Raw genomic sequence first — 22,502 nt, forward strand, 5'->3', positions numbered from 1 at the left:
TAAGCCTTAAAAAAACCTGACCAAGTCAGGTTTTTTTATAGTATTGTGAAAGTTAAAACTAAAGGAATGATAGAGATGAACATGCTTAGGAAAACAATTTTTTTAACATGTAATATTCTAGCTTCTCATTCAGTCATCATCTTTTGATAGCGTCTACGACGATCATTGAAGTGTTTTGTGGCTTGATGATTACGAACTCAAGCAATAGTCATATAAACTAATAAAGCTAACATTCAAAACATTAACATCATTCATTTGGTAGCTCCCCAACCAGGCATTTCATCAAATTCGTTTAAGTTCGGATTATTTCTTAATAAGTAACCTAGTAAAAATGATAAACCAACACTAACTGCACTAACTGCTAAAGCGATTAAATAACTTCATCATCTAAATTTTATAGTTTCACGATAGAAGTACATTTTCTCAGCATGTTCAGAACTATAATAAGTATCTCTAACTCGTTCTGAAACTTCTTCTTCATGAACTCGTTTTTGCGAACTACGAAATTCACCTAATTCTTTTTTAATCTTTCCCATATGCACCTCCATATATAATATAAATATTAAACTATTTAAATTCATAAGAAACATTAACTAGAAATAAATTAGTTTTAAAATGAAATTTTTTAAAAATTTTTATTTCATTTACGTCCATATTAATGTATAGTTATAACTAATAAATCAATTTAATACAGAAGGGACAAGTGGTTATGCGTTTACAATACCTAAATACTCAAAATTGCAGCTTTTGACCTGCTTGCCCTGCAGAAATGCGCCGAATGGCCTAGTGAGTTAAGACTCAATATATAAAGTAAACAATAAAATAAAAACAATTAAATAGACTATTTTTAATATAAAGATGGGTAAAGAGTATACTTTTGTACTCTCTACAATTTAGGGCATTTTATATAAAAATAACCAGGAAGGAAATATAAAATATGATTACCGATAAACAAAACACAAACGAATTTACAGTAAAGAAAAAAACAGGATCTAATAATATTGATATTGAATCAATTAACTTTAACTTAGACGATGAATTAATGTATGGTAAAGGATCATGATTAAAACAAGCTAAATATAAATATGAAGATGTTACAGCTGACATGCACAGATTCTTTAGACAACACCCATTATTTGGATACTCATTCAAACGTATCTTTTATGGATTTGCAACTTTACTAGTAGCAATCATTGTTTTATTCTTAATTGTTAATGCAGTAACTGATGTTGAGCAATACATGCCAGAATATTGAAATAAATTAGGACTTGGTTCTAAGGGTTCAGAGAAATACATGGCTTTCCTTGAGAAAAGGATGAGGTTATTTGGGGTTTATGGAAGTGTTGGAGATAGACTTGCAACATATTTACGTAACTTAACACCATTTATTCCAAAGACTATTATTACTAGTCAAATCTTCTCAATTGATGGAATGGATGTTTCAGCAATTACTGGACAAAACGTTACTTTCGTATTAGAAGACTTAATTAAAATGAATCCAGGAAACATTGATTCAATTATTAACTCATCAATTCAAACTAAAACAGTTTTAGTTCACTTGGGAGTAGTTTCTTCAAAAGCAATCGGTCAACCGGGATCAACAGAAATTATGGGGTTATTCAATAAAGCAATTCCATATTCATTCGCATTTGGTTCAGTGTCAGTAATTATTTCTTACTTAATCGGAGTTCCACTTGGAATTCAAGCAGCGAAAAGAAAAGGTAAAACATCTGATTCAATCATCAACGGTGTAAACATCTTATTAGTGGCTATACCTGGAGTAGTTATTATTATTGGTATTTACTTATTATCAATCTCAGGATTTGGACATTCAGCTATTTTCTCATCTGGATCATTCTGAACAAAATTCTGACCGGTAGTGGCATTAGTTATTATGATGACACCATCAACAGTTATTTTAACAAGACGTTACGTAATTGATGAAATGACATCAGACTATACTAAATTTGCATTTGCAAAAGGTATGGGTGAAGCTAAAGTTTACTACATTCACATTTTTAGAAATGCCGGAATTAGAATTTTACGTCAATTCCCATTAGACTTAGCAGTTACATTATTCGGAGCTTCAATCTTAACTGAACAACAATGAGGAATCCCAGGGATGTCACCATTTATCGTTAAAGCGATTTCAGGAGAGAAAGATTCATTCGTTATCTTAGGATATATTTCATTTGCTGCATTCGTTCGTATTTTTGCTACATTAGTCTCAGACTTAATGATGGTTTGAATGGATCCACGTGTAAGCTTAGGTAAAAAATAGAAAAGGAGTTTATTAATTATGGAACTTAATAAAGAAAAATTTTTAAAAGACACTAAAGTTTCTTACGATGAAATAGACTCATCTAAGTTTGCCTTAGTAGGTGCTCAATCAAGTGAAAGTGAACATTTAGCATCAAAACCATATAGTTACTGAAAATCAGTAGGTAAATTATTAATTAAAAGTCCAATCTTCATTATTGCAATGGCTATTTTAATAACATTTATTATTTTAGCTATCGTAGTACCTTGAGGATTAGAAGCAACACCATTAGAAAAACCGAACATTTTGGATCCAAGTAATCCGATTGTTGGTTCAGGTATGCCACATGCACCAACTTGAAAATATTTATTTGGACTTGGTGTTCAAGGAGAAGATCTTTGAGTTAAAGTTTGAGCTGGTATGAGAACAACATTAATGTTTGCTTTTATATTAACCGTTATTCAATTGGCGATCGGAATCTTCTTGGGTTCAATTTGAGGATATTTCAAAAAAACAGATATCTTCTTCGTTCAATTAACAAACATTTTAACTTTAGTACCATCATTAATCTTATTGTTATTCGTAATATTCGTTTGAGATAAAGGTTATTGACCAGTTGTTTTAGGGGTTTCGCTTCAAGCTTGAATTGCAATTGCTTCAACTGTAAGGGTTCAAATCATGTTAGTTAAAAACACTGATTACAATACTGCTTCTGTTTCATTAGGAAGTAGTTCAACAAGAATTATTAACAAAAACATTATGCCAAAAATCTTACCAGTAATTATTCAAGCTGGAACATTCGCAATTCCAAATGCTATTTCTGTTGATGCATCATTAACATTCTTAGGATTCGGATTCGTTGAAGGAAGAAAATCAACATCATTAGGAGCTATTCTGAATGAGATTATGGCTGGAACTTTATGACAAAACTTCCCGCACCTAATCATCATTCCAATTATTTTAACAACAGTGATTTCAATTATTTTCTTCGTTGTTGCTAAAGTATTTGCTGATTCATTAGACCCTAAAAACCATAGATAATAAGGAGATACGTTATGGAAAACAGAAATAAAATATTATCTTTAAAAGATATAGTAGTAAAATTCAGAGTACGTTCAAAAATGCTTACATCAATCCGTAACGTTTCTTTTGATATCTACGATGGAGAAACTGTCGCAATCGTTGGAGAATCAGGATCAGGTAAATCAGTTTTAACAAAGACTCTTACTAACATGTTGGAATCAAATGGTTATATTGCCAATGGTTCAATTATGTACTATCCAAATGAGGCATCTAAAAATGACCCAAAAACATTCTTCAAAGAAGACACGGATTTAATTAAGTTCCACAAAGGTGCTTTAACATCTGAAGCTCGTAAATCAATTAAAACTTACAACAAAGCAAGAATTAAAGATGCTAAAGCAAAAATTAGCATCTTACAAAAACAAATCGATCAAAATATTGACGTTGAGAACGCTAAATTAGAAATCGAAACACAACATGATATCATGGAAAATGCTTACCATGAAATGTCATCATTTAACAGACTATCAAGAAGAACAAAACTTAAGTTATACCCATTATTCAGAATCTTAAAAGAAACAACTTCTTTTGCTAAAGTTAAAAAAACTATGCAAAAAGAAATTCTAAAACACCTTGAAGGTGAAGAATACTTAACAGAAATTGAAATTATGGTTCAAGAAGCGTTATTAAAACTTAAACGTAAAGAAGAAGTTACTGAAGATGAAGTTAAATTATTATTAGAAACTTGATCATTTGCAACAACTTCTCACCTTAAGTCAAAAATTGATGCTACTAAAAAACTTAAAAAATTACGTGGAGGAACAATTGCTACAATTTTCCAAGACCCTATGACTTCATTAAACCCACTATTATCAGTTGGTTACCAAATTACTGAAGTATTAAGAGCACACCAAAAAATGTCTTACCATGAAGCTAAAAAAGAAGCTATTGAATTAATGCAAAAAGTAGGAATTCCAAATGCTGAAAAACGTTTCAAAGATATTCCTGGTAAATACTCTGGAGGGATGAGACAACGTATTGTTATTGCGGTGGCTCTTGCATGTAAACCAAAAATCTTAATTTGTGATGAACCTACAACTGCTTTAGATGTAACAATTCAAGCACAAATCTTAGACTTAATTAAAGAATTAAAAGAAGAATACAAATTTACAGTTATTTTCATTACTCACGACTTAGGGGTAGTTGCAAATATTGCTGATAGAGTGGCTGTTGTATATGCTGGGCAAATTATTGAATATGGAACTACAAATGACATTTTCTTTGATCCAAGACACCCATATACTTGAGCTTTATTATCTGCTTTACCACAATTAGGTAACAAAGGTGAAGAACTATATTCAATTTCTGGAACACCACCATCATTATTCAATGAAATTAATGGTGATGCATTTGCTCCAAGAAATGAGTTTGCATTAGCAATCGATTATGAACTAGATCCACCTATGTTTGAAATTAGTGAAACACATGGAGCTAAAACATGATTATTAGATCCTCGTGCACCAAAAGTAAATAAACCTAAACAATTAAGTAGATTAGCAGAAGCTGTAAGTGAAGCAAAGGTTGGTGAATAGTATGACTAAGAAAAAACAAGATGAAGCAATCGTTCAAGTTCGTGACTTAGTTATTGAATTCGGATCTGGCCGTAAAAAAGTTAAAGCTGTTAAAGGTGTTAACTTTGATGTATATAAAGGTGAAACTTTTGGATTAGTAGGAGAATCAGGTTCTGGTAAAACTACTGTTGGACGTGCTGTAATGGGAATTCAAGAAGTTAGTGATGGAACAATCTACTTTAATAACACAGTAGCTTATGGAACACCACCAAACTTACATGAATTAAATACTAAAATTGCTCGTAACATTAAAATCATGAAAATGAACCAAAATACAACAACTAATAGACTTGATGCTTATGTAAATGAATTCAAACGTGTTTACTACAAATACATCGAATCAAAATTTTATGATTTCAAAACTAAAGAAGTGAGAGATTATCCAGATGGTAAAAATAGAATTATTCCTGAGGGAACAAATTTAAAAGATACTAAAATTGTTGGAGTTAAAAAAGATGCTAACTTAAAATTCGTTCAAGAATCTGTTGAAGATAACTTAAAACGTTTATTAAAAATCATTAGACTACAACAAAAAACTTTACAATTCGTAGATCAAATTTCTGATTATGCTGATGTTCCAAAAGAATTAGAAACAGCTATCTTTAAATACCAAAAAGAATCACACGATATCATTTTAGGTGTTAAAGAATTAGAAAATAAAATTTACTACACTTTGGAAAAAATGATTGAAATTAGAAAAGATGTTATCGCTGGTAAATATACATCAACAACAAAATTCTTTAATGATTTAGGAAAACAATTAGAATTAATTGTTCAATACCACAAATCAATTTCTACATTAATTGATATGGCAAGAAAAAAACACAGAATCAATTTCTCATTATCTGCAAAAGGTGGAGAAAAAAGAGCTGCACAAAAATTAATTCAAAGTAAAATTGCTAAAAATGAAGCTAAAAACAATACATTATTAGCTGAAGAACTAAAAGAAGTGTTGGAATTGATGAAATTACCCAACATTCAAGATTCTATTGCAGAAGCTGATAACTTTAAGTTACCAACTAAATCTGAAAAAAGAGATCTTAAAAAGAAAATGCAAATGATTTTCCAAGACCCCGCATCATCACTAAATGATCGTATGGCAGTTGAAGAAATTATTGCAGAAGGTTTAGAAAACTTCCCAGAATTATACAAAAATGAAGAAGCTGCTAAATCTTATGTTGAATGATATAACGAAGATAAAGAAGATGATAAGAAAATCACTTTAGACAAAGTTAACTACAAAGATGTTAAAAAATTCTTAATTTTAGAATTATTAACAACAGTTGGAATGTTACCTGAACACTTATCACGTTATCCACATGAATTCTCGGGTGGTCAACGTCAACGTATTGGTATCGCTAGAGCATTAGTTATGAAACCAAGTTTCATTGTAGCTGATGAACCAATTTCAGCACTTGATGTTTCAATTAGAGCTCAAGTTATGAACTTACTAGCTAAATTCCAAAAAGAATTTGAATTAACATATATTTTCATTGCTCACGATCTTTCAGTTGTTAGATTCGTAGCAAATAGAATTGCTGTTATTTATCGTGGTGACATTGTAGAACTTGCAGAAGCAAATGAATTATTCTACAATCCATTACACCCTTATACAAAATCTCTTTTAAGTGCTGTGCCTTTACCAGACCCAGAACAAGAGAGAAATAAAGTTCATTACAAATATGAACCAGAAAAAGAACATGCTGATTACATCACTGACTTCCCACAATGAACAGAGATCAAAAATGGTCACTTCGTTTACGGAAATGACAGAGAAGTAAAAGGATATAAAAAAGAATACGCAAAATTTGTAAAATCAAATAAATAAACAAGGAGGAAAGAGTATGAAAAAATTATTAACAAGTTTAATGGCTTTAGGAATGGTTGCTTCAACAGCTACAGCAGTAGTTGCTTGTGGTCCTTTGACTAACACAAAGTTATTAGCTAGAAAAGTGAATACAGAAAATTTTAGAGGAACATTCGCATTCCCTATGACAACTTGATCTCACGCTTCTACTCAACAGGCAGAAGATGCCATCATCCAAACCCAATTACAAGATACTCTTTTAACTCCCAATGCAGTGGACGTTTTTGAAGGTTCTCTAGCTGATTGATGAGGTAGCGATGAAAATAGTATTGAATGATATTTCAACGTTAGAGACGAAGCTACATGAACAAGCATGGACAACGGTAAACCTGAGCAAATGGGTAAAATTGGTGGACAAGGTTTCTTAGATGTCTTCCGCTTTATTTTCAACCCAAACAATTTATCAGCTACTGCTTCTTCATGATCTACAATGGTTGCTGAAGGTGCCCAGCTTACTGATTACATTAACAAATTGGTTAAAGATTTCCCTGAGTACTTTTCTCAAAATGAAGGAAGCGAATCAAATCGTGAGAAGCAATTATTCAAATCATCTGTAATGATTGATGCCGCTATTTTAGATTTCAACTTACAATACGGGCTTTGATTAGATAACGAAGGTGGAAGAGAAGACGAATGAACTCAAGGTTCAGGAGCAAGTCTTGAACACACAAGATCATTTACAAATGATTCAAGTGTTTTCAAACAAATGACTTCTAAAGCGTATGTTGAAAAATTAGCTGCAAAAGTATTTACACAAGATAAAACTTCTAATGGTTATAAAGAATTGATCAAAGAAAGTGGTCTTAAAGGTGGAATTATCAGAATTAATGATAAAGATGTTACTAAAAAGACTCTTACTAAAACTTTAAAAGATGGTTCTTCTGCTGAATATAATTTAACTTTCAGAATCCAGAAACCAGCCCCATATTTTGAATCTATTGCTGCATTCCTTTCGTTTGCACCAATGCCACCTAAATCAGTCGATTATTCTCGTCCTTTAAGTGCTGGTAATGCATACGGAGAAGGTCCCACTAAATTATGATATTCAGGTGCATATATTGTCGAAGATTACAATCCAAGTCAAATTATTAAGTTGGTTCAAAACCCATACTACTTCAATAAAGAAAAGGCATATATCAAAACTCAAACATACAACTTCTTAGGTGGAGCAGATGTTTCTAAACCTAGATTATTATTTGAAGCGGGAGATATTAGTGAAGTAACTATCCAATCTACAGATTATTCTGGATGAAAAAGATACGTTGGAGAAGATATGTTTAATCCTGTTTTTGAAGGTACTCATGCAGTTGCAAAACCAGCTCAAAGTGCAGGAACATTCTTCCAATTATTTAACTATGGAAGATTTGATGGTAAGGAAAATTTGACAGAATCATCAAAAGCTTTATCACAAAAATCAGTTCGTGGTTATTTATCTTACTTCCTTGAAAGAAGTGAGTTAGTTTCATACTATTCACAAGCGATGGATGGGGAAAGTAATGAACGTGATGTTGATGGTAAAATCGTTGCTCAACTTGTAAGAAATAGATATACTCCTAAAGACTTTGTTTATGATGCTAAAAACAATAACAAAGATTATGGTGCTTACATTGATGAAGTTTATAGAGAAAATGTCGTTGAGAAAGCGGCTGAAACATTATTGGCGGACAAAACTGGTGAAAACGTTATTGAAAATGCTTTAAAATACAGCAACTTGGATGATGGTTTTGACCCATTCAAGAAAAATGACTTTATGGCATATAATTTATTCAAGACTGAGTATGGAACTGGTTTAGCTGCAGATACAAAGGCTAAATTAGAACAACAAGATCAAGAATTACTTTTAAAATTTAGTGAAGGTGTTCTAGCTTCATATGATAACGATGGAAACCTTGTAAAAGGTGAAGCAAGAGTTCAAGCTGAAAAAGTTAAAATGGAAGCTTTAAAGCAAAAAGTGAAAAACGATTTACAAAATGTAATTGGTAAAAACTCTATTACTTTAGATTACATTCTGAATGGGGCTAATAACTCTACACTTAACATCAACATTAACAATATGATCGATTTATTTAATAGAGATCATTCAGATGTTATTAAAATTGATAAATTAATAGCAGTTGATGCATCTGATTATAGAACTAAAATGTCATCAGGTACATTTGATATTACAAGTAATGGTTGAACACCTGACTACACTGACCCATACAACTTCTTAGAAACTATTGGTTGAGAAGGTTCATATGAAGTTTACCAAAACTTAACAAAAATCTTCTCAGATCCTTCTAAGAAACAAGAACCTATTGAAAAAGAAGTTTTCAAGTTAAACTATAATGAGAAAATTTCTGATTCGCTTAAACCTTTCTATGATGAATTCAAATCTAGATTTGAAACATTTGTAAATGACATTAAAAACACAGATAAAGATGGTAACCCATCAACACGTTATCCTGGTTTTGCAGGTTCTGAAGTATCAGCTTTATATTTAAACTACTTCATTACCCCTTTATTTGTAAAATCACCTAAAGAGGCATTAATGTTAAGTTATACTGATCCATTTACTCGTGCAGCTTTCCCATCTGGAGGAAGTCAATACAGATTATTTGGTGCTAAAATGACTCAACAATTAATGACTGCTAAAGAATATTCTGACAGACAAGCGGCATCAGCTGCTGTTAGAAACAATGATTTAGTTGCAGATTTAACTGAAGTTCAAAAAGTTTACTATAATGAATACTCACAACATATCTGAGATTACTCAGAAAACTCTGGTGAAGTTGTTCAATAATAAACATTATAAAAAAGGCTTATGCCTTTTTTTTATTTACCACAATAAAGTATAATTATAAGAGTAATACATAAATAGGGGAAATTAACATGGAATCAAAATCAAGAAAGACAAACCAAAAAGTTCTTGCCAATCATGCATTTAATGAAGATCGCACAGTAGCTTTTAACACAACTAAGAAAAAATATAAACAAGACTCAATTGCTTGAATTGTAACTGGACTAATATTATTTTTCTTCACTTTATTCTCATTGGGAAGAATTACTGTTGTTGGACAGTTTTTTGATGATGTCTTTTTCAATCTTATCTTCGGTTGATTTAAATTCCCTGTTTATGCAATCCTTATCTTAATTGACATATGCATTTATGCAGGAATAAGATTCAAATTCAAGGGGCGATTCTTAGGAATGGTGATTGTGACATTCGCGCTTACTTGCTGAATTATCTCATTGTCATTAATGACTAAAGTAGCTTATGAAGGTTATGGTGAAGAATTCCCAATTAATAAAGGACACCAGTGAGATATAGTTTCGGTATCATTTGATATCTATTGAACAGAGTGATTAAACACATCTATTTTTAGCGGAAGTTTTTATACAGAAACTATCGATTACTTCATTTCAAATAGTGGATATGTAAACTTCTATTCTGGAGGTGGGGTTATTGGAACGTTGTTGGCTTCAACAACTTCATTGTTATCAATCCCATTCTCATTCATATTAGCAACATTCTTATTTGTAATTGATATGATATGAATATTTACAGGAGATGCTTTCTACTTCTTCAAAAAGAAAGAAAAACGTCGTGGTAAAGGTTTACGTATTTTATCTCTTAAATCAAGAAACAACCCAAACCAACCAAGTCATTTAGTATCGGTTAAAGAACAAGAAGAAACTCATACTGGTTGAAATTCATTAAATGTCTTTGACAGAGATTCAGATCTAGATAAAACAATTGGAGATTCTGACTTAACTATTCAAATGCCATCATATCAAAAACGCCAACAAGATTTAAATAGTGGTGAGATATATAACTTTGAACAAGGTTTATTTGAGATTGAAGAACCAGCAACACCTCATTTTGAAGATTTTGATCAAATTGCAAAACGAGAAGAACAAATTATTAAACAAGCATCAGAAAATGTTGATAAAGAATTAGAATCAACAACACCAGTCTTCAGATCTAGAAGATCACAAATGCAAGCTCCTGATGATTATGAAATGGTATCTAAACCAGAAATTGAAATTGTTGAAAATGTTCAAGAATCAATCTTAAATGAAATGCCTGAAACAGGAAACTTTGGTGATATTGACCCAAGTGAAGCTAGAAAAATGTTTGAAAGAGAATTGAACGTTAGTCCATTTGGTAAAGCTCAAGAAATTATTGTTGATGATGTTCATGAAAAAGATGAAATATCAGATACTGAATTCTTTGGTGAACTATTTGGTGAAGAAGAAATAGTTGAAGCACCAGTTGAAACTCCAATTGTTGAATCTAAACCTTCAGAGCCTTTACACAATATGTATGTTTCAGAAACTCCAATTATTGAAGTAGTGGCAGAACCAGAAGTTATTGAAACTTCAATTGTCGAAACTAACAAAAACTATAAATTACCACCTCTTGAAACTTTAAAAGTTCTAGAACGTGATTGAGCTAAAGAAAAGGCTAATAAAGAAAATGGAGCATTAAAAGCTTTAGCAATTAATGAAACATTTGATCAATTTGGAATCAAAGCAAAAGTTATTAATACAATTATTGGACCATCAGTTACTAAGTTTGAAATTCAACCAGAACCTGGAACTAAGGTAAATAGTATTACAGCGTTAGAAAACGATTTAAAACTTGCTCTAGCAAGTCAAACTATCCGTTTAGAGGCCCCAATCCAAGGTAAAAACCTTGTTGGTATAGAAATAGCCAATACAAATTCAGAAATGGTTTCTATGCGTGAAATCATCGAATCAATCCCAAAAGAAAAAGATGATTCAAAATTACTGTTTGTTTTAGGTAAAAACGTTTTAGGTGAACCATTAACAGCTGAATTAAATAAAATGCCACACTTACTAGTAGCTGGAAGTACTGGATCTGGTAAATCAGTTATGATTAATACATTGATTTGTTCTATCCTTTTAAGAGCGAAACCAAGTGAAGTTAAATTCTTGATGATTGACCCTAAAAAAGTTGAATTATCAGTATATACAAATATCCCACATATGTTAACACCAGTTATTTCAGATATGAAACAAGCTGCAAACGCTTTAAAAATGGTTGTTTCTGAAATGGAACGTCGATATGAATTATTCATGGAAGCTGGAGTAAGAAACATTGAAGGATATAACAAGAAACATAACGGAGTTAAAAAACTTCCATTTATGGTTGTTATTATCGATGAGTTAGCCGACTTAATGATGACTGGTAACCGTAAAGAAGTTGAAGAGTCAATTATGAGAATTACTCAAATGGCTCGTGCAGCAGGAATTCACTTAATTGTAGCTACTCAAAGACCATCAGTTGACGTTATTACAGGAACTATTAAAACAAATATTCCTACACGTATCGCCTTTGCCGTTACAACAGGAACAGATTCAAGAACAATCTTAGATTCTATTGGAGCTGAAAACTTATTAGGTCGTGGAGATATGTTGTTCATGCCTCCAGGAAGTTCAGAATTAATTCGTGCTCAAGGAGCATATATGTCTGATGATGAAATTGAAGATATTGTAGAATTTGTTACTAACCAACAAAGGGTTATGTATAATCCTGAATTCTCAAGAGAAAAAATTTCAGCAAGTTCAACAGATTCTTCAAAAGGTTCTGATGACATGTTTGAAGAAGTTAAACAATTTGTTATCCAACAAAGAAAAGCATCAACATCTTTAATTCAACGTAAATTTGGATTTGGATACAATAGAGCAGCTAACATCATTGATGATTTGGAAGCTAAAGGAATTATTGGTCCTCAGAATGGTTCAAAACCACGTGAAGTATTAGTTGACAAATAATATAAAACACAATCGCGAGATTGTGTTTTTGCTTAGTAAATAGATTAAAATTATAAAAATGAGGGGGACAATATGACATTAGAAGAAAAAGTTAAGAATCTCCCTAATAAGCCGGGATGTTATATATATTACAATAAGGAACATAAAGTTATTTATGTAGGAAAAGCCAAGAAGTTAAACAAAAGAGTGGCTTCATATTTCAATAGAGTGCACAACATTAAAACTACAAGATTGGTGCGAGAAATAACTGATTTAGAATACTTTGTTGTTAACAATGAAAAAGAAGCTCTATTACTTGAAGAGAACTTAATCAAAAAGTATCGTCCAAGATTCAACATCCTTTTGAATGATGATAAAGCTTACCCATACATTATTATTACCAATGAAAAAGATCCTGAATATAAATATGTTCGTAAATATGATCGTAAAGCCACTAGAAGTTTTGGACCTTTTCCACAAGGTTCGAATGCTAGAGAAGTTATGATAACTTTACAAAGAATTTTTCCATTACGTCGATGCAAAGGTAACTTGGGTAAACCATGCCTTTATTATCATATTGATCAATGTTCTGGAGCGTGTTTCAAAGAAGTTGATAAATCTTATTATCGAGATCAAATTAAAAAGATTTCAAAATTTTTTAGAGGAGATATTAGCGAAGTTGTTGAAACTTTAACTAACAAAATGGTTATTGCTGCTGAAAATTTACAATTTGAGGAAGCTCAACGTATTAAAGAAACATTACAAAGTCTAGACTTCATAACTGAAAAACAAACTGTTGAAATGATCGATAATAAAGATCGTGATATTGTTAACTACTGTTTAGAAGAAGATAAAATAGCTTTTGTTACTTTATTTTTCAGGGCAGGTAAATTATTATTTAAAGATGATCATATTCAAAGCTACTATGATTTACCAGTTGGGGAAATGATGGGGGACTATCTACAACAACTTTATCAAAAGAATATGCTTCCAGATCAAATAATGATTCCAAGCGATATCGAAATAGATTTCATTGATGAAGAGATTGAAAAAATCATTTACCAACCGATTACTAAAAAAGAAAAAACTCTTAGTGAACTAGCAAGTGAAAACGCTAAAGAAACAATGAGGAAATCAAATCTAAATTCTCAAACTGTAAATAGTAATGAGAAAGTTGTTCTTGAAAGACTGCAAGATATTCTGGGGCTTCAAACATATCCATACCATATTGAAATGTTTGATATCTCAAATATTGAAAATGAATATGTAACTGGAAGTTGTGTTGTTTACAAAGAAGGTAAACCAAGTAGAAATGAATTTAGAAAATATAATATCGAAATCGATGAACCAAGTGATTATGCAAGAATGAAGAATATGATTTATCGTCGTTTTCAAAAGGCTTTGATGGAAAAACGTGAATTACCTGATTTGATTATCATGGATGGTGGTATCATCCAGATACATGCTGCAAAAGAGCAATTAGAGCTATTAGGGCTTGAACGAATCCCGGTTGTTGGATTAGTTAAAGATGAACACCATAAAACAGATCATTTACTAGATTTAAATGAGCAAGTGATTGAAATTAAAAAGGATGCTAAGTTATTCAACTTGCTAAGTGGTATCCAAATTAGAGTTGATGCTTATGCTAAATCTGGATTTAGATATAAACAAAATAAAGATTTTCTTAAAAAATAATCTATAAAACATTTGGGTAGATATAAGATAGAAAATATTATATAATTGAAAAGTTAAATTAGGTAAAAGGAGATTTATTATGTCAAAAGAAATTATCTTAACAAAAGAAGGTTTAGCTCTTAAACAAGCTGAATTAAAAAACTTATTAGAGGTTGTTAGACCAAAAGTTATTGAAGAGTTAGTTGAAGCTCGTAACCAAGGAGATTTATCTGAAAATGCTGATTATGATGCAGCAAGAAACAGACAAGCTGAAGTTGAAGCTAAAATTAAAGAAGTTGAAGCAATGATTAGTCAAGCTAAAGTTATTGACGAAGCCGAAGGTGCTAAAGACGAAGTTAAAATTGGATCAACAGTTACAATGGTTTCAGTAAATGAGAAAAAAGAAATGACAATTAAAATTGTTGGTGCTACTGAAGCTGACCCATTCGAAAACTTAATTTCAAATGAATCACCTATTGCTAAAGCTATGCTTGGACAAAAAGAAGGGGCAACAGTTGAAATTAGAGATGTTGCTACACCTTACAAAATCTTAATTAAAAAAATTAAATAATTAATCAATACTCGTAAGAGTATTTTTTTATTGCCTAATAAGTTGGTAAAATATAATAAGCAAAGAGGTATATATGAAACTACAACAAACATTTAAGAACAACTTACCAACTATTTATTTAGTAGGAACACCAATTGGTAATTTAGAAGATATGAGTCCAAGAGCTATCAAAGTTTTAGACGAAGTTGATTTCATTTGTTGTGAAGACACGAGAACAACTCAAGTCCTTTTGAAAAAGTTTGATATTAGATCAAAACTAATCTCATTACATATGCATAATGAGGTTGATCGAGTTGAGGAAATTGCTATTGCTTTGAATCAAGGCAAAAATATTGCGATTGTATCTGATGCTGGAGCTCCTGTAATTTCGGATCCTGGAGCAGCTTTTATTAATCGCATAAAACAAACTGAAGTTGATTTTAATGTAACATCAGTGAATGTTGGACCAGCATATATTCATGCTATTGTGGCTGCTGGTTATACAAATAAAGAAAACTACTTTTATGGTTTTATTGAAAATAAAAATTATCAATCTAAAAAAGATGAATTGGTAAATGTTATTAATAAATATAATGATTCAGCTATTATAAGTTTTTATGAATCAGTTCATAGAATCAAAGATACAACAGCCTTACTTAAAGAAATCTTAAATCCTGAACAAGAAATAACAGTGGCTAGAGAACTAACTAAATTAAATGAGGAATTTATCAGTGGGAAAGTCGGAGAAGTTTCTGATTTCATTAACTCAGATAAGTTTATTGAGAAAGGTGAATTTGTAATTGTAATTGATAAATACGAGCAAAAATTAGCTCAATTATCAGATCAAGAATTAGCTGATAAAGTCGAGGAATATATTAAACAAGGTTATAAATTAAAACAAGCATCTGAAATTGTTGCTAACCTTTATAACCAAAAGAAAAACGAAATTTACAAAATATACTTAAACTTTTATAAATAATCCCTAATACTATAGGGGTGAACATGAGAAAATTAACAGAACAAGAAACAAAAGATATTCACGGTGGTGCAATAAACATCACTGGAGCATTATTTGATGGAATAGCCAAAGTTATAAATGGCTTTGCAAATTTCTATTCAACGATATCTAATTCAATCTTTATACATAAAAATTTTAACGTTGATGCAGTTAAGGGTTCAATTAAACTTGGCGACTCAGCTATGACATGAGATAACAGTTTAAGAGAACAACCAAATGAAGTACAAGTTAATTTAAGAAGTATTGAATTAAATGACGATAACTTTTCTGAAATGACAATCGAAGATGAAATAAATAATCTTGAAATCCAAGAATTTAGCTCACTAGATTTGATATAGAAAAATAAAGGTAGAAACATAAAAGTTTTTACCTTTTTATATTGTATTTATATAGGTAAATATTGTATTATATATATGTTGAAAAAAAGTTTCAACCGCTCTTTAAAAGTATGTTTACAAGAAGGTGAAAACCTCACATGCAAAGGCGAGTCTAGACTGGAGGAAATATATATGTTCGCAATCATTAAAACAGGTGGAAAACAAATTAAAGTTGAAGCCGGACAAGAAATCTACATTGAAAAAGTATATGGAGAAGTTGATTCAAAAATTACTTTTAATGAAGTATTAATGATCGATGGTTTAATTGGAACACCTTTCATCGAAGGTGCAACAGTTACAGGTACTATTGTAAAACACTCAAAAGGTAAAAAAATTAGAGTAGTTAGATACCACCCAAAGAAAAATGTTAATAAAGTTTATGGTCACAGACAACCATTTACAAAAGTTAAAATTGATGAAATTTCATCAAAATAATTAATTTAAACCCATGGTTAAAATTAACTTAAAATACAAAAACGATAAATATCAAAGTATTCAAATGTCTGGACATGCTAATGCTGGTGACTATGGTCATGACTTAGTATGCGCCGCATTAACAGGAATTGTTAGTGGAGCTATGAATGCTATGGATACTTATCATAAGGAAGATATTGAAATCAAGGTTCTTGATAACAAAATCATTATCGAAGTTAATACTTTCGAAAATGAAGAACTACAAATAATGTTCAAGATGTTAAAAGTTCAATTGGAAACAATTGCAGTTCAATATCCAGCCAATGCAGAATTGAAGGAGGTACGTTAATATGCGTTTCTTATTAGGATTACAGTTCTTTGCTTCTAAAAAAGGAGTAGGGTCAACTAAAAACGGTAGAGATTCAGAATCAAAACGTTTAGGAGCTAAAAAAGCTGACGGTCAATTCGCTAATGCAGGATCAATCATTTTCAGACAAAGAGGTACAAAAATTCACCCTGGTCAAAATGTAGGTCGTGGTGGAGATGATACTCTATTTGCATTAGTTTCAGGTATCGTTAAATACGAAAAATTTGGAAAAAACCGTACAAGAGCTATCGTTATTGCTCAAGAAGCTAAATAATTAGTTTAAAAATAAAAACTAGCATCGCTAGTTTTTTTTATTTCCGATTTTTAACTTTTACTATTTTTATAAAAAAGAGTATTATCAAATTATAAGAGGTGCAAAATGATACATTCTAGAAAAAATATATTGATAATACTTGTGATGAGTTGTGTTTTAGCTTTTGCCTTATTAATATTTTGTATTTTCTTTGATGTTACGATCAACGATCATATCATTCAAGGGCAAACAGAACTTCAAGGTGATAGAGTTTTTTATATTATATTAATGGTTCTGGCTCACTTTAATTTAGGGCTATCAATTACACAAATCGTTCTTTCATCAATTATTGCTAATAACAAGTTTGTGATGAATGAAAAGATGTTTAAGATGCTATTTATAACTTGCATGTTTAGTATTACTTCCTTCCCATTGGGTTTAGTGAACTTCATTACTGGATTTAGTTTAAGAAGAGATGTTAAGTTGGTACAAATTAATAATCAATAGTAAAAAACACTTCAATAAATGAAGTGTTTTTTTGTTATAGCAATTATTTTTCTAACCCATTCATATATTTAATTAATCCATCATTTGAAACTGTATCACAAACATCATAAGCAATTTCTTTGATTTCATCTAAAGCATTTCCCATAGCGATTGAATACTTATGTTTTGCAAAAACTGAATAATCATTCATAGCATCTCCAAAATAGACAACATTATCCAAAGTGATTGGTTCTTTATCTGGATTTTGTTCATTGATTAATGCAATCGTTCTTTGTAAACCAGTGAACTTGTCAAAGTTAGGAACAATTAGATCAGCTGCTCCTTTTTTTCATGACATGGCAGCGAATTTATCTGTTCCGATTTTTTGGTTTAACTCATCCATTGCTTTATCAAATGCGTCATGAGATTTAGTCTCCATAATGATTTTTGGTGATTTAATATTTTCTAATACTGAATCATCGAAAATTCTGTAATCTGAATCTGGAATAAGTCCAGTTTTTCATAATTTATAATCTCCCATTTCTTCATTTGAAAAGTAAGCTACTTCTAGTTCATCTGAATTTATACAAAAGTTACAATCATTATTTTTTAAGATTTCAACAATCTCTCTAACTGTTTGATTATCGAAAAAACCCTCAACATGGCTTTCATCTTTTAGAAAGTCATGAATTATGATTCCGTTATTCCCAATAAAGAATCTATTGTATTCATTAAAAGTGGGGGCGTATTGCTTTACAATGAAAGAAACCATATCGTGCATGTTCCCGGTGTTGAACGCAAAATAAATACCTTCATCATTTCATTTTTTAATTTGATTTGCTGTATTTGGTGATAATCCAAAGTAGTCCTTATTAGAGTGATCTAGAACGGTACCATCCATATCAGCGACAATTAATTTAACTTCATTTCCATTAATTTTCATATTTAATATCTCCTATATGTCTTGATAATAATCTTAATTAAAAAATAATTCACCCTTTTGTTAATAATCAAAAGTACTTTAAAAATTAAAAAGTATTAAAGTGTAAGTAAAAAGTTTGCTAAACCATCTTCATTTGCAGCATCAGTGATTTTATAAGCTAAGTTTTTTAATTCATCAATTGCATTATCTACAGCAATTGAGTACTTATGATTTTTAAAAACGTCGATATCATTTCCTTGATCTCCAAAATAAATAACATTATCTAAAGTGATGTGGGAGTTATTTGGATTTTCATTATTTACAATATTTATTAATTCTTTTATTCCTTCAAATTTTGTAAAACCAGGTTTAATCAGATCAGCACTTCCAATCATTCATGACATAGGGTGATAATGGTCTTGGCCAATGTATGTATCTAATTTTTCAATCACTTTTTTGTATTCTTCAAGATTATTATTTTTAACTTTAAAAGTTATTTTTGGTGAGTTTAGTCCCTCTAAAATTTCATCTGATATAAGTTCATATTTATTGGTTTTAAGAGTTTGAGCTTTTCTTGTTCTGACCATTTCAAGTTCTTCTTCGTCTGAGAAGTATATATTTTTCAAAGTCATATCTGTTATATTAAAAATGACATCAAATTCTTTTAGAACTTTAATGATTTCTTTAACTTCGTGATTTTTGAAATAACCACCAATTTTACTTTGATTGGTTTTAAAATCATGGATGACAACACCACTATTTCCAATAAAATATCTTAAGTATTCTGCTTTTGCATGACCAATTGAATCCACAACTCAATTTACCATGTAGGGCATATTACCGGTATTTAAGACAAAATAAATCCCTTTATCAATCATTTGTCTAATCACTTCTAATGTTTTTGAACTTAATTCTTCATTTCCAAAAGGTAATAAAGTTCCATCCAAATCTGTGACTATCATTTTTATTTCATTATTTTCAATTTTCATAAAAGTTCTCCCTTATAATTAAGATGATATATTACAAATGAAAGGTAAACAATAATATGAAGTTTTTCTCAAAAAATAAAAAACCAAAACAAAACAGAGAATCTTCTAATCCTGTTGCTGAAGCTTTTGAACGTAATAAAACCATTTGAATGTACAATAGTAAAAAAACAATCAAAGTACCTTACTATGATTATTTTGAAGTTTACGGAGAATATCCCTTTTTAAGTAATTACAATGAAACTAAGGTTTTTTTGAATAAACAAAAGGGAGTGTCTCTGTCTGATGTGAATTTGCTGATTCAGACTCTTGACGGATATGAAGCTTTAGTTATCAATGAATGGAAGTTAAATTCAGGAAACCTTTTAAAATCATTGGATAAAGTATTGTTAAATAAAACTCCAGAAAATATCCAATTTCTGATTTCTTATTATAATGTCTTACTAGATGCATTTAGAAAAACAATGATAGATCAATTTGTTGGGGTAATTTTAGTAGCTGAACTAGATTTCTTCTTTAATAAAATTAATGGAGATGTTCGCCATAAAACAATCAACAAAGCTTTTTTTGATATAAAGAAAATTTTAAGTGAAAAAACAAATCAAATAATTTCTAAATTATATGATGATGTTAAAGAAAGGGAAAATCCTTTCAAATATTATCAAAGAGATGAAAGTGCTTATAATCGTGATCACAACAGACATAATTATGGGAATCGTAATCAACAATCATACCAAGAACGTTCTAACCAACAACAATATAATCAACAAAGTCAAAACCAACAACAAGATTCTTTCCAAGAATCATTTGATGATATAACTTTAGCTTATAAAACTTTAGGGGTTGAAAAGGGTACATCAGCAACTGATATCAAGAAGGCTTATCGTAAATTAGCTTTACAATATCACCCAGATAAAAATTCATCAGAAGAAGCAAAAGAAATGATGGCAAAAATAAATGCCGCTTATGACTTAATTAAGAAAATCGAAAAAATATAAAACACCGTAAATAAATTACGGTGTTTTTTCATAATCTTCAATTTCTTCTTCTAAACATGCTTTGCAACATCCGGCTTTGGCAAGTTTTTTAGCTTTTCTTGCTGCTCTTCTTTCACGTCTTTCGGCCTTCATTCCTTGCTAAAAATGAAAGCTAGTAATACATAAGAACGAAGAAGAATAAACCCTCGAATATATAACTCATTTCATTGCACCTCGCCTGTTAAATATATTGTATTCCAAAAATATTTTTTATATTACATTACTCTCAAAATAAAACTTATGTATGAATTTAAAAATAAAGATCTTGTTTCTAGGGGATACTTTATCAATATTTAAAATTAGAAAGGAATATCAAAATGAAAGTATTATAATTATTGTATAGACAACTAATGGAGGTCAAAATGAAAATAGATACAAAAAAATTAATGGAAGAATATTTCCCATTAGCGTATGAACAAACAAAAAAACTTTTATCAATCCCATCATTTAAAACTGAAGCTTTGCCTGGTGCACCATATGGTCAAGGAACTAAAGATGTTTTAGATTATGCAATTAATCTTGCAAATGAAATGGGTTTCGAAACTCATCAAGATGCTCAAAATAGATATGGTTTTGTAGATTATGGAGAAGGGGACAAATTATTCGTTATCCTTTGTCACTTAGACGTAGTTCCACCAGGAAACATGGAACAATGAGTAACAGATCCGTTTACACCAATTGAAAAAGACGGAAAACTAATTGGACGTGGTGCTTTTGACGACAAAGGTCCTACAATGATGAATCTTTATGCTCTTAAATATTTAAAAGACCACGGATACAAATCTAAAGACTACAAAATTCGTTTAATTTTTGGTTTAACAGAAGAAACAACTTGAGAATCAATCAATGCTTATTTAGCAGATTATGGTATTGCTGATGCTGGTTATGTACCAGATGGTGAATTCCCTGTAGTTTATGCAGAGAAATGAATTGTTGATATGGATATTAACGGAACATTACCAGCTGAATTTGAAATTACAGGTGGATCAGCATATAACGTAATTTGTGATCAAGTTACATACAAGGGACCAAAACAAGTTGAAATTGCTAAATGATTAAATGAAAACAATATTTCTACATCAAATGATGCAGAAGGTAGATTGGCAGTTCAAGGAGCTGCTGGTCATGCTTCACTACCATGAGTTGGGATTAACGCTGCAACTTACCTAGCAAAAGCTATGTTTGAATCTGGAGTACATCACGCTGCAACAGATTTCATCGCTGAAAACATGCACATGGATTATAATGCCTCAAACATTTTTGAAGACATTAAAGATGAAACTGGAGACCTAACTCAGAACTTGGGAATTATCGATATTAGAGATGGATTCCAAAGAATTGCATGTAACTATAGAGTTCCTGTGTTTACTGATCCTAAAGAAGTATTTATTCCAACAATGCAAGACTTTGTTCAAGATTACTCATTAAATGGTGTTGTTGAAGCTGTTGAAGATAGTGTTTATGTACCAAAAGATTCTGAATTAATTAAAAAAATTATGCAAGTATATCAAGAAGTTACTGGAGACATGGAATCACAACCATTAGCTATTGGTGGTGGAACTTATGCTAAATCAATGCCTAATGTTGTAGCATTCGGAGCTGAATTTGATATGGAAGAATCAACAATGCACGCTTACAATGAATATGTAAAAGTTGAAGACCTTAAAAAGATGCTTGAAATTTACGCAAAAGCCATTACTTTATTAACTAAATAATACTCAAAAATATAGAGCTAACGCTTTATATTTTTTGCTTTTTTTGGTAAAATTAAACCATTGATATGTTTTATAAAAAATATAGTCAATCACAAGTAAGAATTCATATGCCCAGTGCCTTATTTAATATATAGGTGGTATATGTTCGAATTATTTGGAAGT

19 protein-coding genes and 1 other annotated feature are annotated in these 22,502 nt (G+C 30.6%); of the genes, 16 read left to right on the plus strand and 3 right to left on the minus strand.

Features of this window, described 5'->3' with window-relative positions; all coding sequences use genetic code 4:
- Positions 1 to 35: 35 nt before the first annotated feature.
- Complete coding sequence (locus G319_RS09785; RefSeq protein ID WP_026389660.1) at positions 36 to 536, minus strand: hypothetical protein; 501 nt, start codon at positions 534 to 536, stop codon at positions 36 to 38.
- A 401-nt stretch (positions 537 to 937) separates the two neighbouring features.
- Here G319_RS09785 and oppB point away from each other — a divergent pair, with 401 nt between their 5' ends.
- The 14 genes from oppB (at position 938) to G319_RS0103375 (ending at position 17,701) form a co-directional block, all read left to right on the plus strand.
- A complete protein-coding gene (gene oppB / locus G319_RS09790) occupies positions 938 to 2,281 on the plus strand; it encodes an oligopeptide ABC transporter permease OppB (RefSeq protein WP_026389661.1) in 1,344 nt (447 codons plus the stop codon).
- 18 nt (positions 2,282 to 2,299) lie between these two features.
- On the plus strand, positions 2,300 to 3,301 hold the full coding sequence (gene oppC / locus G319_RS09795) for an oligopeptide ABC transporter permease OppC (RefSeq protein WP_051350879.1): 1,002 nt from the start codon (positions 2,300 to 2,302) through the stop codon (positions 3,299 to 3,301).
- Between the two features lie 14 nt (positions 3,302 to 3,315).
- Entirely contained in the window at positions 3,316 to 4,875 is a 1,560-nt protein-coding gene (locus tag G319_RS09800; protein WP_026389663.1) for an ABC transporter ATP-binding protein, read from the plus strand.
- A gap of 1 nt (position 4,876) precedes the next feature.
- Positions 4,877 to 6,742 carry an ATP-binding cassette domain-containing protein gene (locus tag G319_RS0103325; protein WP_026389664.1) on the plus strand — a complete coding sequence of 622 codons (1,866 nt, stop codon included), beginning with the start codon at positions 4,877 to 4,879 and terminating at the stop codon, positions 6,740 to 6,742.
- A 16-nt stretch (positions 6,743 to 6,758) separates the two neighbouring features.
- Positions 6,759 to 9,563, plus strand: coding sequence for an oligopeptide ABC transporter substrate-binding protein OppA (gene oppA, locus G319_RS09805; protein ID WP_026389665.1), 2,805 nt, complete (start codon positions 6,759 to 6,761; stop codon positions 9,561 to 9,563).
- An 89-nt stretch (positions 9,564 to 9,652) separates the two neighbouring features.
- Complete coding sequence (locus G319_RS09810; RefSeq protein WP_051350880.1) at positions 9,653 to 12,562, plus strand: DNA translocase FtsK; 2,910 nt, start codon at positions 9,653 to 9,655, stop codon at positions 12,560 to 12,562.
- A 72-nt stretch (positions 12,563 to 12,634) separates the two neighbouring features.
- On the plus strand, positions 12,635 to 14,236 hold the full coding sequence (uvrC, locus tag G319_RS04755) for an excinuclease ABC subunit UvrC (RefSeq protein ID WP_051350881.1): 1,602 nt from the start codon (positions 12,635 to 12,637) through the stop codon (positions 14,234 to 14,236).
- Positions 14,237 to 14,315: 79 nt separating this feature from the next.
- A complete protein-coding gene (greA, locus tag G319_RS0103345; RefSeq protein ID WP_026389666.1) occupies positions 14,316 to 14,786 on the plus strand; it encodes a transcription elongation factor GreA in 471 nt (156 codons plus the stop codon).
- 73 nt (positions 14,787 to 14,859) lie between these two features.
- Positions 14,860 to 15,744: a 16S rRNA (cytidine(1402)-2'-O)-methyltransferase gene (gene rsmI / locus G319_RS0103350; protein ID WP_026389667.1), complete on the plus strand. Its 885-nt coding sequence runs from the start codon at positions 14,860 to 14,862 to the stop codon at positions 15,742 to 15,744.
- Between the two features lie 23 nt (positions 15,745 to 15,767).
- Positions 15,768 to 16,121: a hypothetical protein gene (locus tag G319_RS09815; protein WP_026389668.1), complete on the plus strand. Its 354-nt coding sequence runs from the start codon at positions 15,768 to 15,770 to the stop codon at positions 16,119 to 16,121.
- 83 nt (positions 16,122 to 16,204) lie between these two features.
- Positions 16,205 to 16,284 (plus strand) — a sequence feature (ribosomal protein L21 leader region).
- 8 nt (positions 16,285 to 16,292) lie between these two features.
- Positions 16,293 to 16,595: a 50S ribosomal protein L21 gene (rplU, locus tag G319_RS0103360; RefSeq protein ID WP_026389669.1), complete on the plus strand. Its 303-nt coding sequence runs from the start codon at positions 16,293 to 16,295 to the stop codon at positions 16,593 to 16,595.
- 13 nt (positions 16,596 to 16,608) lie between these two features.
- The gene (locus G319_RS0103365) at positions 16,609 to 16,923 is read left to right on the plus strand and encodes a ribosomal-processing cysteine protease Prp (protein ID WP_026389670.1); all 315 of its coding nucleotides are present in this window, start codon (positions 16,609 to 16,611) and stop codon (positions 16,921 to 16,923) included.
- A gap of 1 nt (position 16,924) precedes the next feature.
- Positions 16,925 to 17,215 (plus strand): 50S ribosomal protein L27, encoded by a 291-nt coding sequence (rpmA, locus tag G319_RS0103370; RefSeq protein WP_026389671.1) that lies wholly within the window; start codon positions 16,925 to 16,927, stop codon positions 17,213 to 17,215.
- Positions 17,216 to 17,320: 105 nt separating this feature from the next.
- Positions 17,321 to 17,701, plus strand: coding sequence for a hypothetical protein (locus G319_RS0103375; RefSeq protein ID WP_026389672.1), 381 nt, complete (start codon positions 17,321 to 17,323; stop codon positions 17,699 to 17,701).
- 43 nt (positions 17,702 to 17,744) lie between these two features.
- Here G319_RS0103375 and G319_RS09820 read toward each other — a convergent pair whose 3' ends face one another.
- Together G319_RS09820 and G319_RS09825 are read right to left on the minus strand one after the other, a co-directional pair.
- Entirely contained in the window at positions 17,745 to 18,623 is an 879-nt protein-coding gene (locus G319_RS09820; protein WP_026389673.1) for an HAD hydrolase family protein, read from the minus strand.
- A gap of 95 nt (positions 18,624 to 18,718) precedes the next feature.
- Positions 18,719 to 19,591, minus strand: coding sequence for an HAD hydrolase family protein (locus G319_RS09825; RefSeq protein WP_026389674.1), 873 nt, complete (start codon positions 19,589 to 19,591; stop codon positions 18,719 to 18,721).
- Between the two features lie 56 nt (positions 19,592 to 19,647).
- Between G319_RS09825 and G319_RS04760 the strand changes: the two genes are divergently transcribed.
- A complete protein-coding gene (locus G319_RS04760; protein WP_035358866.1) occupies positions 19,648 to 20,586 on the plus strand; it encodes a J domain-containing protein in 939 nt (312 codons plus the stop codon).
- A 401-nt stretch (positions 20,587 to 20,987) separates the two neighbouring features.
- Positions 20,988 to 22,340 carry a Sapep family Mn(2+)-dependent dipeptidase gene (locus G319_RS0103400; RefSeq protein ID WP_026389675.1) on the plus strand — a complete coding sequence of 451 codons (1,353 nt, stop codon included), beginning with the start codon at positions 20,988 to 20,990 and terminating at the stop codon, positions 22,338 to 22,340.
- Positions 22,341 to 22,502: the final 162 nt, after the last annotated feature.

The organism is Tullyiplasma multilocale ATCC 49900 (assembly GCF_000483165.1).
Taxonomy (GTDB): domain Bacteria; phylum Bacillota_I; class Bacilli_A; order Mycoplasmatales; family Mycoplasmataceae; genus Tullyiplasma; species Tullyiplasma multilocale.